The sequence below is a fragment of the Thalassovita gelatinovora genome, from assembly GCF_001458355.1.
Taxonomy (GTDB): Bacteria; Pseudomonadota; Alphaproteobacteria; order Rhodobacterales; family Rhodobacteraceae; genus Thalassobius; species Thalassobius gelatinovorus.
Genome location: NZ_CYSA01000023.1, coordinates 63,029 through 76,717 on the forward strand (window position 1 = coordinate 63,029; position 13,689 = coordinate 76,717).

Genomic DNA, 13,689 nt, shown 5'->3' on the forward strand with positions numbered 1-13,689 from the left:
AACGCGGGAATGACGGTGTATTTCGTCGGTGCGGGGCCGGGCGATCCCGAGCTTCTGACCAAGAAGGCCGAGCGGGTGATCGGGGAATGTCCGGTCTGTCTTTATGCCGGGTCGCTGGTGCCGCCCGAGGTGGTGGCCTGTGCGCCGGAAGGCGCAAAGGTGATGGACACCGCGCCGATGACGCTGGATCAGACCCATGCCGAAATATTGGCGGCGCATCAGCGCGGGCAGGACGTGGCGCGGGTGCATTCGGGCGATCCATCGCTTTATGGCGCGATTGCCGAACAGATCCGGCGGCTCAGGGCCGATGGCATTGGTTATGAGATCATTCCCGGGGTGCCCGCCTATGCCGCAGCAGCAGCGGCGCTGGGGCAGGAATTGACGGTGCCGGAACTGGCCCAGTCGATCGTGTTGACCCGGGTGTCGATGAAATCGACCGCGATGCCCGCCGGGGAAACTTTGGAAAACTTCGCCCGCACCGGGGCGACTTTGGCGATCCATCTGGGGGTGCGGAACCTGCGCGAGATCGAACGCCAGCTGGTGCCGTATTACGGTGCCGATTGTCCGGTGGTGGTGGCGTATCGCGTCGGTTGGCCGGATCAGACCATCATTCGTGGCACACTGAGCGATATTCACGCCAAGGTCCGGGCGGAAAAGATCACCCGTACCGCGCTGATTCTGGTCGGCCCGGTTCTGGGCGATATTCGTGATTTTACCGATTCGGCCTTGTATGATCCCGCGGTGCCGCATGTTTTGCGCCCGAAAGCGTCGGAAAAATGAAACAGTTGGCAAAAAAATCGATTTTGACACCAAAGCTTCATTTTCCCCATGGCATGATTTTCGCATGTTAAAGGTGAATGACGCGGAGGAGCGAGATGCCGACATTTCTGTCTCAAGAGGTTCTGGCCGGGCTGCATGCGGCGCGCAAACGTGACCGCAAGCGCAACAGCCGGATGTTGGTCGAAGCCGACGGCAAAACTTACCGCGTGCTGAGTTTCTGGGATAGCGGTTTCGCGCTGGATGCAGAAACCGCGTCACATCTGCGCGGGTTTGTCGATCTTTTTGAACGCGGTCAGCATCTGTATCAATGTCTGATCGTCGCCGCGTCCGAAGACGATGGACGGATGTGTTATGAATTCAAGCGGCTGACCGCAATTCAGGACCGTCCGCCGGTGGATTTCGTGGTGGAAGACACCGAAGGGCTGGCGTTGCCGCGCCCTTCGGCCTGATCTGAACCTTATTGCAGGTCGGCAAAGGCCGCCTGCATCCGGTCCACCGCCTGTTGCACCAAGGCACGCGGCGTGGCCAGGTTGAAACGCAAGAAATCATCGCCGCCTGACCCGAATGTGGGGCCGTGATTGACCGCTATTTTCGCGCCTTGTTCGACCCGTTTGGTGTATTCTTCGCGGTCCATGCCGGTGCCGGAAAAATCGACCCACGCCAGATAGGTTGCTTCGAGCGGCATCGAGGTCAAACCGGGAATGGCGTTGATCCCGGCATCGAACACCTGCCGGTTCCCATCGAGATAGGCCAGCAGGTCATCGACCCAGGCCGCACCTTCGGGGCTGTAGGCGGCTTCGGCCATGGCCAGACCAAAAGAATTGGGCGACATCCCGAGTGCGGCCATCCTGTCGGCGAATTTTGCCCGAAGGTCAGGGTCGGGGATGATCACATTGCCGGAATGGCTGCCGGCGATGTTGAAGGTCTTGGTGGTGGCAGTCATCATGATCAGCCGGTCGGCGATGCCTTCGATCTGCGCCATCGGTGTATGGGTGGTGCCGGGAAAGACCAGATCGTGATGGATTTCGTCCGACACAAGGATCAGGTCGTGGCGTTTCGCAAAGGCGGCGACGCCGTCCAGTTCGGCCCTGGTCCAGACCCGGCCGCCGGGATTGTGCGGCGAACACAGGATCATCATCTTTTCCGAACCGTCGAGCTGTTGATCCCAGGCGTCGAAATCCATTTCATAACGGCCATCGGTGAGCGCCAGATCGCATTCGACCACACGGCGATTATTGGCGCGGATCACCTTGGCGAAGGCGTGATAGACCGGGGTCATCAGAACCACACCATCGCCCGGTTCGGTGAAGGTGTCGACGCAAAGCGCCGTACCGTTGACCAGCCCATGCGTGGTGAAGATCGCCTGCGGATCGACGTCCCAGCCGTGGCGGGTCTGCATCCACCAGCAGATCGCGTTGCGATAGCTGCTGTCGTCACCGTAATAGCCATAGATGCCATGCTCGTGCATCTTGGCGATGGCGTTCTGTACGCAGTCGGGGGCACGGAAATCCATATCGGCAACCCACATCGCAATGCCATCGCTGGCCGGAACACCATAGATTTTTTCCATCATGTCCCATTTGGCGGAATGGGTGTCAAAACGGTCTATGATTGTGTCGAAGGTCATTCAGGGTCTCCTTGGATGGGTTGCGGATGCAGCTTTGCGCAGAATGCGGCGATGTTCGACTGCGGTGGACGAAAGTTCCGATATTATTGCGAATTTTGGAAGTGATTTCCTTAGGCTGGTTAAAAATTGGGAAATTGCACTTCGAAAGATTGACGATTGGGGATTATTTTTCTGCATTGCACGCAATTTTCGCCCTATTTCAAAATACTGGCCCATTGCGCCTGCGGGGGCCATACCCTAAATCCACTTTCATGAAACGCCCGATCCTGATCCATCCCGATCCACGCCTTAAAAAGCAGTGTGCAGTCGTCCCCGATCTGTCTGACGATCTGCGCCAACTGGCCGATGATATGCTGGAAACCATGTATGACGCGCCCGGCATCGGTCTGGCCGCGCCGCAGGTGGGGGTTCTGGATCGTCTGATCGTGCTTGATTGCGCCAAGGAAAAGGACGAAACGCCGCGACCCTTGATCATGTTCAACCCCAAGGTGATCGAAACCTCGGATGAGAAGAACACTTATGAAGAAGGCTGCCTGTCGATCCCGGAACAATTTGCCGAGATCGAACGCCCGGCAGATGTGACGGTGGAATGGGTCGACCGCGATGGCAACGTTCAGCGCGAAACCTTTGCCGATCTCTGGGCGACCTGCGTGCAGCATGAAATCGACCATCTGGAAGGGACGTTGTTCATCGATTACCTGAAGCCGATGAAGCGGCAGATGATTACCCGCAAGATGCAGAAACTGAAACGCGAGCGCACCCGGGCGTGAGCGTGCGACCGATCCTGTTATGGCCCGATCCGCGTCTGTCGCAGCGCTGCGAACCGGTGGGTGCGGACGAGGATGTCAGCGCGTTGATCGGTGATATGCTGGAAACCATGTATGACGCGCCGGGGCGCGGGTTGGCGGCACCACAGGTCGGGGTGATGAAGCGGGTTTTCGTAATGGATTGCGGATGGAAGGATGGCGACATGACGCCGATCATCTGCATCAATCCCGAAATCGTTGCCGCGTCAGAAGACGTGATCGCGGGCGAAGAAGGTTGTTTGTCGATTCCGAATGCACCGGCGGATGTGACCCGCCCGGCGCGGATCACCCTGCGTTGGCGCGGGTTGGACGGGGCGATAGTAGACCGCAAACTTGACGGGTTCGAAGCGAAATGCGCCCAGCACGAATACGACCATCTGGAGGGTCGGGTGATTTTCGATCATCTGTCTGCTGAAGATCGGGATCGGATCGAAGGCGCTTATTTAGGGCGGACAACATGACAGCACGCAAATGCTTGGCCTGGCCTGACAAACGGTTGCGTATGGTGGCCGATCCGGTGGCTGAAATCAGCGACGACATTCGCGCCATCTGGACCGACATGATCGACACGATGGAGGCGATGCCGGGGGTCGGTTTGGCCGCGGTGCAGATCGGGGTGATGCAGCGATTGGCGGTGGTCGATGCCAGTCCCGAGCGCGGTCAGGCGGTACGGATGGCGAACCCTGAAATCCTGCATGCCAGCGTGCAATTGCGCGACCATGACGAAGCAAGCCCGAACCTGCCCGGTGTCCATGCCACGATCAGCCGCCCGCGTGCGGTGACGGTGCGGTTCCTGAACGAACAGGGCGCGGTCGAAGACCGTGATTTTGTCGGGTTGTGGGCGACCAGCGTGCAACATCAGGTCGACCATCTGAACGGCAAGATGTATTTCGACCATCTCAGCCGGATGAAACGCGATATGTTGATCAAGAAGGCGGGCAAGCTGCGCTAGGGCGGGTGGAAGGATAAAGTGATGCGTGTGATTTTCATGGGAACACCGGAATTTTCGGTGCCAGTGCTGGAAGTATTGGTCGCGGCGGGTCACGATATCGCTGCGGTCTATTGCCAGCCGCCGCGTCCGGCAGGGCGTGGCAAGAAGGACCGGCCGACCCCGGTACATGCCAAGGCGCTGGAGCTGGGGTTGCAAGTGCGCCATCCGGCGTCGTTGAAATCGCCCGAAGAACAAGCTGCGTTTGCGGCGCTGAACGCGGATGTGGCGGTGGTGGTGGCCTATGGGCTGATCCTGCCGCAAGCAATTCTGGACGCGCCGAAACATGGCTGCCTGAATATTCACGCCTCATTGTTGCCGCGTTGGCGCGGGGCGGCGCCGATCCATCGGGCGATCATGGCGGGGGATGGCGAAACCGGCATATGCATCATGCAGATGGAGGCGGGTCTGGATACCGGTCCGGTTCTGTTGCGTCGCGCGACACCGATCGGGGCGCAGGATACCACCGCATTGCTGCATGACCGCCTGTCCGAAATGGGCGCGGGATTGATCGTCGAAGCTTTGGCGCGGCTGGACGCATTGACAGCCGAGGTGCAGCCCGAGGAGGGCGTGAGCTATGCTCACAAGATCGACAAGGCCGAGGCAGCGATCGACTGGACCGCACCGGCCGAAGCGGTCGACCGCAAGATCCGTGGGTTGTCGCCGTTTCCCGGTGCCTATGTCGAACTGGATGGCCAGCGGATCAAGCTGCTGGCATCGTGTCTGGTGGATGGCGCGGGCGATCCGGGCGAGGTGTTGGACGACCGGTTGACCGTGGCCTGCGGTACGGGCGCGGTACGGCTTTTACGCTTGCAACGGGCGGGCAAGGCGGCTCAGGATGCCGATATATTTCTGCGCGGCATGGCGTTGCCAAAGGGAACGCGGCTCTAACCCGAAGGAAAAAGCATGTTTCCAACGCTGATCGGAACCGTGGTGATTGCCGGGATCGTTGGCTATCTGGCGGAAAAGACCGGGTTCACCCGCAACGGTTATGTCCCGTCGATCATCATCTGCGTCGGTGGAGCGTTCCTGTTTTACTTCATTCGCATCATGTTCGGGCTGCGTTTCGGTGCGCCGGGAATCGACGCGATCCTTTCCGCCATCGGGGCACTGATCATCGTGCCGACCCATTATCGTAAATAGGAGCATGTCATGGCCATTGTCTGGTTGATCATTATCGGCGCTGCCGCAGGGTTTTTGGCCACAAGGCTGATGAATATCGAGACCGGTATCTTGCCGACAATCGGCATCGGCATTGCCGGGGCGTTGATCGGCGGTTTGGTGCTGCGCGCCTTGCTGGCAATGATGGGGGCCGCCGCAGGCTTGATCGGCGCGGTTTTGGGCGCGATGTTGCTAATCTGGGCCTGGCAGACGTTTCAGAACAAGTAGGTCAGCGCCGGGGCGGGCGGCTTTTGTAATTGGGCAGGCTCCAACCAAAAGTCAGCGACCCGGCGCGCAACGCCCATGTCACCAGCCCGCCGATTGCGGCGAGCGCCAGTGGAGCGACGTCAACCATAGCGGCCAACACCATCGCGGTGGACCCGGCAAAGGCGGCGGTGACGTAGAGTTCACCTTTTTTCAGGACCAAGGGCACTTCGTTACAGACCACATCGCGCATCATGCCGCCGAATGTGCCGGTCAGGGTCCCCATGATCAGAACGACCGGCCAAGGTTGCGACAGGCTGATCGCCACCTCTGCGCCTGCGGGCACAGCAACGGCCAGCGCCAGACTGTCAAGCCAGAGCAGCGCACGATAGCGGCTTTCCAACAAATGGGCGGTGAAGAACACCACCACTGCGGCCAAAGCGGCGACGCCGACAAAGCCCGGCTGATCAATCCATAACGGCGTCCGGTCCAGCAACATATCGCGCAGAGTGCCGCCGCCAAGCGCGGTCAGGCTGGCGATGAACACGAACCCGACCAGGTCGAGCTGCGCCCGTGACGCAGCCAAAGCGCCGGTCAGGGCAAAGACCAGTACCGAGGCGTAATCCAGCAAGATCAGGTTTGTCATGATCAGGACTTATAAGGTGCCATTCCGGCGCGGGCCAGTTCATCCGCCAATTCGTTTTCGGGATGACCAGCATGGCCCTTGACCCATTGCCATGTCACCTGATGCCGGGCTTGTGCCGCATCCAGGCGTTGCCACAGGTCGACGTTTTTCACCGGCTTTTTGTTCGAGGTTTTCCAACCGTTCCGTTTCCAGCCGAAAATCCAGCCGGTGACGCCGTTTTTAACATAGGCGCTGTCGGTGACAACGGTCAGGTCGCTGGGTTTTTCCAGGGTTTCCAGGGCCATGATCGCGGCCATCAGTTCCATCTGGTTATTGGTGGTTTCTGCCGCGCCGCCTTTGAGTTGGCGTTCCTTCAGGACGGTGTCGCCATCGGTCGCGCGCAGTAACACACCCCAGCCGCCGGGGCCGGGATTGCCGGAGCAAGCCCCGTCGGTATATGCGAATAAGTCAGCCATGGGAGGCCACCGATATCCAATCGGCCACCACCTCGTCCAGCCCTTTATCGCGACCATGCACGATTTTCGTCGGGGTGAAACCCGCAGCATGCAATAAGTCCAGGACTTCGGGTTCGGAATAATAGCTGTAGTAGCGCCCGATCGGGTCGCGTTTTTCACCCTGTCCGGTTTTCAGGGCCATGTGGAATAGGCCGCCGGGTTTCAACGCCCGGTGAATGGCAGCGAGGTGCCTTGGCATGTCGGCGCGCGGGGCGTGCAGCAAGCTGAAATTGGCCCAGATCCCATCGTATCGGCCTACGACGTCAAGATCGTCAAACAGCGCCTGCTTGGCGTTGACGCCGGGATGTTGCCCGGCCAATGCCACCATTTCCGCCGAGGCGTCGGTGGCGTCGACCTTCAGCCCTGCCTTGGCCATCCAGCCGGCCGCGATCCCCGGACCACAGCCGAGATCCAGCACTGAACCGCCTTTGGGTTGCGCCGCGATGAAGTCCGAAAGCAAACGACCGGGCGTTTCAGCCGCCGTTACCTGCGCGTATTCCTGCGCCCGGGTGTCGTAGATGCGGATGGTTTCCGGGTCCATCTGTCAGGCCGGTTCGCGCAATACGCGCGGGACTTTGAATTCAATGTTTTCCTTGGCGGTTTCCACTTCGGTCACGGTCACGTCGAAGCGGTCGCGCAGGGCGGCGATGACTTCGTCGACCAGAATTTCGGGGGCCGAGGCCCCGGCGGTGATCCCGATGGACGAAATCCCGTCTAATGCGCGCCAATCGATATCAGTGGCCCGCTGCACCAATTGGGCATAGGCGCAGCCGTTACGCGCACCGACTTCGACCAGACGGCGGGAATTGGAGGAATTCGGGGCGCCAACGACCAGCAGCGCATCGATTTGCGGTGCCATAGCCTTGACCGCTTCTTGTCGGTTGGTGGTGGCGTAACAAATATCTTCCTTATGCGGGCCCTGAATGGCCGGGAAGCGCGCCTGAAGCGCTGCGACGATATCCTTGGTATCGTCGATCGACAGGGTGGTTTGGGTGACGAAGGCCAATTTGTCAGGGTCGCGCACGTCGACCAAAGCGACATCGCCGACGGTTTCGACCAACAGAACTTCGCCGATCGGCAATTGACCCATGGTGCCGATGGTTTCGGGATGGCCGTCATGGCCAATCATGATGATCTGCAATCCGGCTTCGGAATGGCGTTCGGCTTCGATATGGACCTTGCTGACCAGAGGGCAGGTGGCATCGACGAAAATCATCTGCCGCGCCTGCGCTGCTTCGGGGACCGATTTCGGCACACCATGGGCGGAAAAGATCACCGGCCGGTCGTCGGGGCAATCGCTGAGGTCTTCAACGAAGACCGCGCCTTGATCCTTCAACCGGTCAACGACGAATTTGTTATGGACGATTTCGTGGCGAACAAAGACCGGTGCACCCCATTTCTGGATCGCCATTTCGACGATCTTGATGGCGCGGTCGACACCGGCGCAGAACCCGCGCGGGGCGGCCAGATAAAGCGTGAGGGGCGGTTTGGTCATCTGCAATCTCCTGTCGGTTCACAGGTAAGGTCATGCGGTGCCCGGGTCCAGCCCCCGTGCGCTATGGCCCGGACGGAAAACGGGGCCGCCAAGCGCAGCCCCGTTTTATGCATTGCAGCAGGTGGAGATCAGTCCGCCGAATAGGCCACTTCACGATCTGCGGGCATTTCTCGCGGTGGCCGGCCGATCACGTCCTTCAATTCGTCCAGTTCGATGAAATTATCGGCCTGGCGGCGAAGTTCGTCGGCAATCATCGGCGGCTGGCTGCGGATGGTCGAAACGACCGAAACCCGGACGCCCTGACGCTGCAGGCTTTCCACCAACGGGCGGAAATCGCCGTCGCCGGAAAACAGCACGATATGATCGACACGCGGGGCCAGTTCCATGGCATCGACGGCAAGTTCGATATCCATGTTGCCTTTGACCTTACGGCGGCCCTGACTGTCGGTGTATTCCTTGGCAGGTTTGGTCACCATGGTGAACCCGTTGTAATGCAGCCAGTCTACCAGCGGCCGGATCGGAGAATATTCGTCATTCTCTAACAAGGCAGTGTAGTAGAAGGCGCGCAGCAACTTGCCACGACGCATGAATTCTTGCCGAAGCAGCTTGTAGTCGATATCGAAGCCAAGCGCCTTTGCGGCTGCATACAGGTTGGACCCATCGATGAACAGCGCCAGCCGTTCGTCTTTGTAGAACATCAAATTTCCTTCCGATTATCAGCTTGGCGACAAGTCCGTGAGTGTATAAAAAATAAATTCGCCACCGCGCTTACAAATAAAAATAGGATGGAATGATACATGGCGCAAGTTGAGCGCCAGTATCAAAGGGATAGGTCGGGGCATGGATGCTACTCAGGATATATTGATCGCTTTCGGGGCCAACCTGCCACTTGCGGGCGAGTTACCTGAGGTTACACTGCGTAAGGCCATCGCCGAACTGCCCGCGGAGGGGGTCGAAATTGTTGAGAAAAGTCGTTTATTTATAACGCCTTGCTTCCCAGAAGGGGCCGGGCCGGATTATGTGAATGGTGCCCTACGTTGCCGTACGGAAAAAACTCCCGTAGAAATACTGTCTATACTACATAAGGTTGAAGAGCGTTTTGGCAGAAAAAGGCCGATGGCTGCTGGTCGGTGGGCCGGTCGAACGCTTGATCTGGATTTAATTGCCGTTGGTAATCATGTTCTGCCGGATCGGGCCACCGTCGGGCAATGGATCGACCTGCCGATTTCGGACCAGATGACGTTGGCGCCAGAGCAACTGATTCTCCCGCATCCCCGGATTCAGGATCGAGCCTTTGTCCTGGTGCCGCTTTGCGAAGTCGCTGCGGGCTGGAAACATCCGATCTTGGGCAAGAGTGTCGCGGAATTGTGCGCGCAATTGCCAAAAATGGCCAAAAACAAGGTGGTTGCGGTATAATTTCGCCTTGTAAAGCCCCATCTACCGCCGTACATACACCCTTTCTACTGCCTGCCCCTGATTGGAGTGCCCCGATGGCCCGTGTTACCGTTGAAGATTGCGTAGACAAGGTACCGAACCGTTTCGAGCTGGTGATGCTTGCATCGCACCGTGCCCGCGAAATCGCTTCGGGTTCTTTGCTGACCGTGGACCGCGACAACGATAAGAACCCGGTTGTGGCGCTGCGCGAAATCGCCGAGGAAACCCAGTCGGCCGACGATCTGCGCGAGCGTCTGATCGAAAGCAACCAGACCCAGATCGAAATCGACGAGCCGGAAGAAGATTCCATGGCCTTGTTGATGGGCGGTGGCGAAGCCGACAAACCGGCCGAAGACGACATGTCCGAAGAAATGCTGCTGCGTCAGCTGATGGAAGCACAAGGACAGGGCTGACCCTGATCCGCACAAAGGGATTACGGACAAGATGATCGCGGTTGATGACCTGATCGCTCTGGTCTGTAATTATAACCCGAAAACCAACGAAAATCTGCTGCGCGAGGCCTATGCGTTTGGCCTTGCGATGCATGAAGGCCAGTTCCGTCATTCGGGTGAACCTTATTTCACCCATCCCGTTGCCGTGGCCGCGATTCTGACCGAACAGCGTCTGGATGATGCGACCATCGTGACGGCGTTGCTGCATGACACGGTCGAAGATACCAAGGCATCCTATTCCGAGGTCGAAAAGCGGTTCGGCAAAGAAATCGCCGATCTGGTCGACGGCGTTACCAAGCTGACCAATCTGCAATTGTCCAGTTCCGAAACCAAGCAGGCGGAAAATTTCCGCAAGCTGTTCATGGCGATGTCCAAGGACTTGCGGGTGATTTTGGTCAAGCTGGCCGACCGTCTGCACAATATGCGCACGATCAAGGCGATGCGCCCGGACAAGCAGTCCCAGAAGGCGCGCGAAACGATGGAAATCTATGCCCCGCTGGCCGGGCGCATGGGGATGCAGTCGATGCGCGAGGAACTGGAAGACCTGGCCTTCAAGGTGTTGAACCCCGAAGCGCGCGCGTCGATCATGCGGCGGTTTGTGATGCTGCAGAACGAAACCGGCGACGTGATTCACCGAATCACCGGCGACATGCGGCAAGAACTGGACGAGGTCGGTATCGATGCGCAGGTTTTCGGCCGCGCCAAGAAGCCCTATTCGATCTGGCGCAAGATGTCAGAAAAGGACGTGGGCTTTTCCCGGCTGTCCGATATCTACGGGTTCCGGGTGATCACCAATAGCGAAGACGATTGTTACCGCGCCTTGGGGGTGATCCATCAACGTTGGCGGGCAGTGCCCGGGCGGTTCAAGGATTACATAAGCCAACCGAAATCGAACGGATACCGGTCGATCCATACCACCGTGTCGGGTCGTGATGGCAAGCGGGTCGAGGTGCAGATCCGCACCCGGCAGATGCATGACGTGGCCGAAACCGGGGTCGCGGCGCATTGGTCTTATCGTGATGGTGTGCGGGCGATGAACCCGTTTGCGGTTGATCCTGCCAAATGGTTGGCCGGTCTGACTGAACAGTTCAACGCCGAAGAAGATCACGACGCATTCCTGGAAGCGGTGAAGCTGGAAATGTACACCGACAAGGTGTTCTGCTTCACCCCGAAGGGCGAAGTGGTAAAATTGCCCAAAGGCGCGACGCCGATCGATTTCGCCTATGCCATCCACACCCGGATCGGCAACGCCTGTGTCGGGGCCAAGATCGACGGAATGCGGGTGCCGTTGTGGACCCGGGTCAAGAATGGTCAATCGATCGAAATCATCACCGCCGAAGGCCAGACGCCGCAGGCGACCTGGCTTGATATTGCCACCACCGGCAAGGCACGGACCGCGATCCGTCGGGCGCTGCGCGAAGTGGACCGCGAACGGTTTTCCAAGCTGGGCCGGGAATTGGCGCGTTCGGCCTTTGATCATGTCGGCAAGAAGGCCACCGACAAGGCGTTGGAAACGGCGGCCCGGAACCTGCGGCTGGAAGATACCGATATGCTGCTGGCGTTGCTGGGCAGTGCCGAACTGACGACTCGGGATGTTCTGCACGCGGTTTACCCCGAACTCAGCGAAGCGGAATCGGACGATATCGAATTGCGCGGTGCCGTGGTGGGGTTGTCGCATGATCAGCATTTCACCATCGCGCGCTGTTGCCAGCCATTGCCGGGCGAACGCATCGTCGGGATTTCCCATCGTGGCAAAGGTGTGATCGTGCACGCCATCGACTGCGAAGCCTTGGCCAATTACGAAGATCAGCCCAACCGCTGGATGGATTTGCATTGGCACGCGGGCAAACATCCGGCGATCCATGCCACGACGTTGAATGTGACCATCGGCAACGATGCCGGGGTGCTGGGACGTATTTGCACATTGATCGGCGAACAGAAGGCCAATATTGCGGATCTTGTTTTTGTCGACCGTAAGCCCGATTTCTTCCGGTTGCTGATTGAAATCGAACTCAGGGATGCCGAACATCTGCATTCGGTCATGTCTGCGCTGGAGGCCGAAAGCGATGTCGCGGCGGTTCAGCGGCACCGGGACCCGACACGCGCAAACATGCAAGCGGGCTAGCAGGAGGGCGGTAAGCCTTGGTTTTCAAACGCCGCGACCGACGACCGATCTGGAGGATCGTGTTTGAATTCTTCTGGCCCCGCGGCGGTTGGGCGCGGGCGGCGCAATATGTAAAGCACCGGCTGCACCGGCTGCCCGATTCGCCCGAAAAGATCGCCCGCGGCATCTTTGCCGGCGTGTTCACCACCTTCACCCCGTTTTTCGGTATGCATTTCGTCGTTGCCGGCTGTTTGGCCTTCATTCTGCGCGGCAATATCCTTGCGGCGCTGCTGGGGACGTTTTTCGGCAATCCGCTGACCTATCTGCCGATCGGGCTGATTTCGATGAAGACCGGCTATTTCCTGCTGGGGCGTCATCTGCATCACGAAGAAGTGCAGCGATCTCTGGCCGGCAAATTCCTTGATGCGAGCGCCGATCTGCAACACAATTTCTTTGCCATGTTTACCGATGCCGATATGGATTGGCATCGGTTGAATGTGTTTTATGACGAAGTTTTCTTCCCCTATATGATCGGTGGCATCGTTCCCGGTATCATTGCCGGGTTGATCGCCTATTACATTTCGGTGCCGCTGATCCGGGCCTATCAGCACCGGCGCAAAGGCGTGCTGAAGGCGAAATTCAACGCACTGAAGAAAAAAGCAAACCGGAAGGCTGACGAGCGGTCCAAACAGGATTAGGTTGCCGCTGACGGGGATGGTCATTGGAAGACAGGAGAAGGCGATGCAGCCCTTGGGGAAACTGCGCCTTGGCGTGAATATCGATCATGTGGCAACGGTGCGCAATGCACGCGGCGGGGCCTATCCCGATCCGCTGCGGGCGGCCCGATTGGCCGAACAGGCCGGGGCCGATGGTATTACCGCGCATCTGCGCGAAGACCGCCGACACATATCGGATGCCGATATCGACGGGCTGATGGAGGTTTTGTCGGTGCCGTTGAATTTCGAAATGGCGGCGACCGAGGAGATGCAGAAGATCGCGCTGCGGCACAAACCGCATGCGATTTGCCTGGTGCCAGAAAAACGCGAGGAACGGACCACCGAAGGCGGGTTGGAAGTGGCGCGCGAAGAAAACCGGCTGGCCCATTACATTGCCCCCTTGCGCGAGGCGGGTTGCCGGGTGTCGATTTTCATCGCCGCCGATAGAAAGCAGATCGAAGCCGCCGCGCGGATCGGAGCGCAGGTGATCGAATTGCATACCGGCGCTTATTGCGATTCCCATGCCGAAGGCCGGATGGACGATCACGACCGCGAATTGCAGGCGCTGCGCGACATGTCCGCCTATGCCCATTCTTTGGGGCTGGAAGTCCATGCCGGTCACGGACTGACCTATGACACCGTACAGCCGATTGCGGCCTTTCCCGAAGTGATGGAACTCAATATCGGCCATTTCATCATTGGCGAGGCGATTTTCCGCGGGCTGGTTCCGGCGATAGAGGAAATGCGCCGTCTGATGGACGAGGTCCGGGGGTGATCTGCAC

General features: G+C 58.9%; 19 protein-coding genes. 13 read left to right on the forward strand and 6 right to left on the reverse strand.

The features are described from left to right. The first annotated feature begins 9 nt into the window (after window positions 1–9). Both cobM and TG4357_RS11625 read left to right on the forward strand, forming a co-directional pair. Window positions 10–780 (forward strand): precorrin-4 C(11)-methyltransferase, encoded by a 771-nt coding sequence (cobM, locus tag TG4357_RS11620; protein ID WP_058263071.1) that lies wholly within the window; start codon window positions 10–12, stop codon window positions 778–780. A 95-nt stretch (window positions 781–875) separates the two neighbouring features. Beyond that, window positions 876–1,229, forward strand: coding sequence for a hypothetical protein (locus TG4357_RS11625; protein ID WP_058263072.1), 354 nt, complete (start codon window positions 876–878; stop codon window positions 1,227–1,229). A gap of 8 nt (window positions 1,230–1,237) precedes the next feature. Here the strand turns inward: TG4357_RS11625 and TG4357_RS11630 are convergent, their stop codons facing one another. Then, window positions 1,238–2,407: a MalY/PatB family protein gene (locus tag TG4357_RS11630; protein WP_058263073.1), complete on the reverse strand. Its 1,170-nt coding sequence runs from the start codon at window positions 2,405–2,407 to the stop codon at window positions 1,238–1,240. 251 nt (window positions 2,408–2,658) lie between these two features. Between TG4357_RS11630 and def (TG4357_RS11635) the strand changes: the two genes are divergently transcribed. From def (TG4357_RS11635) to TG4357_RS11660, 6 genes are read left to right on the forward strand one after another with little or no spacing between them, the layout of a single operon-like run. Continuing rightward, window positions 2,659–3,177 (forward strand): peptide deformylase, encoded by a 519-nt coding sequence (gene def / locus TG4357_RS11635; RefSeq protein ID WP_058263074.1) that lies wholly within the window; start codon window positions 2,659–2,661, stop codon window positions 3,175–3,177. Then, window positions 3,174–3,674 carry a peptide deformylase gene (gene def / locus TG4357_RS11640; RefSeq protein ID WP_058263075.1) on the forward strand — a complete coding sequence of 167 codons (501 nt, stop codon included), beginning with the start codon at window positions 3,174–3,176 and terminating at the stop codon, window positions 3,672–3,674. Before def (TG4357_RS11635) ends, def (TG4357_RS11640) begins: the two co-directional genes overlap by 4 nt. Next, window positions 3,671–4,165, forward strand: a complete 495-nt coding sequence (def, locus tag TG4357_RS11645; RefSeq protein ID WP_058263076.1) for a peptide deformylase — start codon at window positions 3,671–3,673, stop codon at window positions 4,163–4,165. The genes def (TG4357_RS11640) and def (TG4357_RS11645) overlap by 4 nt, the downstream gene beginning before the upstream one ends. A 21-nt stretch (window positions 4,166–4,186) precedes the next feature. Beyond that, window positions 4,187–5,092: a methionyl-tRNA formyltransferase gene (fmt, locus tag TG4357_RS11650; RefSeq protein WP_058263077.1), complete on the forward strand. Its 906-nt coding sequence runs from the start codon at window positions 4,187–4,189 to the stop codon at window positions 5,090–5,092. A 15-nt stretch (window positions 5,093–5,107) separates the two neighbouring features. Then, window positions 5,108–5,344, forward strand: coding sequence for a hypothetical protein (locus TG4357_RS11655; protein ID WP_058263078.1), 237 nt, complete (start codon window positions 5,108–5,110; stop codon window positions 5,342–5,344). Window positions 5,345–5,353: 9 nt separating this feature from the next. Further along, the gene (locus TG4357_RS11660; RefSeq protein WP_058263079.1) at window positions 5,354–5,590 is read left to right on the forward strand and encodes a GlsB/YeaQ/YmgE family stress response membrane protein; all 237 of its coding nucleotides are present in this window, start codon (window positions 5,354–5,356) and stop codon (window positions 5,588–5,590) included. 1 nt (window position 5,591) lies between these two features. On the opposite strand, the gene TG4357_RS11665 is transcribed toward TG4357_RS11660, so the two are convergent. The 5 genes from TG4357_RS11665 to TG4357_RS11685 form a co-directional block, all read right to left on the reverse strand. Next, entirely contained in the window at window positions 5,592–6,212 is a 621-nt protein-coding gene (locus tag TG4357_RS11665; RefSeq protein WP_058263080.1) for a trimeric intracellular cation channel family protein, read from the reverse strand. Window positions 6,213–6,214: 2 nt separating this feature from the next. Continuing rightward, window positions 6,215–6,667 (reverse strand): ribonuclease HI, encoded by a 453-nt coding sequence (gene rnhA, locus TG4357_RS11670; RefSeq protein ID WP_058263081.1) that lies wholly within the window; start codon window positions 6,665–6,667, stop codon window positions 6,215–6,217. Then, entirely contained in the window at window positions 6,660–7,247 is a 588-nt protein-coding gene (locus tag TG4357_RS11675) for a class I SAM-dependent DNA methyltransferase (protein WP_058263082.1), read from the reverse strand. Before TG4357_RS11675 ends, rnhA begins: the two co-directional genes overlap by 8 nt. A gap of 3 nt (window positions 7,248–7,250) precedes the next feature. Next, window positions 7,251–8,201, reverse strand: coding sequence for a 4-hydroxy-3-methylbut-2-enyl diphosphate reductase (gene ispH, locus TG4357_RS11680; RefSeq protein ID WP_058263083.1), 951 nt, complete (start codon window positions 8,199–8,201; stop codon window positions 7,251–7,253). Window positions 8,202–8,329: 128 nt separating this feature from the next. Next, complete coding sequence (locus tag TG4357_RS11685) at window positions 8,330–8,899, reverse strand: LabA-like NYN domain-containing protein (RefSeq protein WP_058263084.1); 570 nt, start codon at window positions 8,897–8,899, stop codon at window positions 8,330–8,332. A 142-nt stretch (window positions 8,900–9,041) separates the two neighbouring features. On the opposite strand from TG4357_RS11685, the gene folK reads away from it, so the two are divergent. From folK to TG4357_RS11710, 5 genes are all read left to right on the forward strand, one after another. Then, window positions 9,042–9,617, forward strand: a complete 576-nt coding sequence (gene folK, locus TG4357_RS11690) for a 2-amino-4-hydroxy-6-hydroxymethyldihydropteridine diphosphokinase (protein ID WP_058263085.1) — start codon at window positions 9,042–9,044, stop codon at window positions 9,615–9,617. Between the two features lie 74 nt (window positions 9,618–9,691). Beyond that, window positions 9,692–10,048: a DNA-directed RNA polymerase subunit omega gene (rpoZ, locus tag TG4357_RS11695; RefSeq protein ID WP_058263086.1), complete on the forward strand. Its 357-nt coding sequence runs from the start codon at window positions 9,692–9,694 to the stop codon at window positions 10,046–10,048. Window positions 10,049–10,079: 31 nt separating this feature from the next. Then, complete coding sequence (locus tag TG4357_RS11700; protein WP_058263087.1) at window positions 10,080–12,212, forward strand: RelA/SpoT family protein; 2,133 nt, start codon at window positions 10,080–10,082, stop codon at window positions 12,210–12,212. Between the two features lie 17 nt (window positions 12,213–12,229). Next, window positions 12,230–12,889 carry a DUF2062 domain-containing protein gene (locus TG4357_RS11705; RefSeq protein ID WP_058263088.1) on the forward strand — a complete coding sequence of 220 codons (660 nt, stop codon included), beginning with the start codon at window positions 12,230–12,232 and terminating at the stop codon, window positions 12,887–12,889. A 43-nt stretch (window positions 12,890–12,932) separates the two neighbouring features. Next, a complete protein-coding gene (locus tag TG4357_RS11710; RefSeq protein ID WP_058263089.1) occupies window positions 12,933–13,682 on the forward strand; it encodes a pyridoxine 5'-phosphate synthase in 750 nt (249 codons plus the stop codon). The last annotated feature ends 7 nt before the right edge of the window (window positions 13,683–13,689 follow it).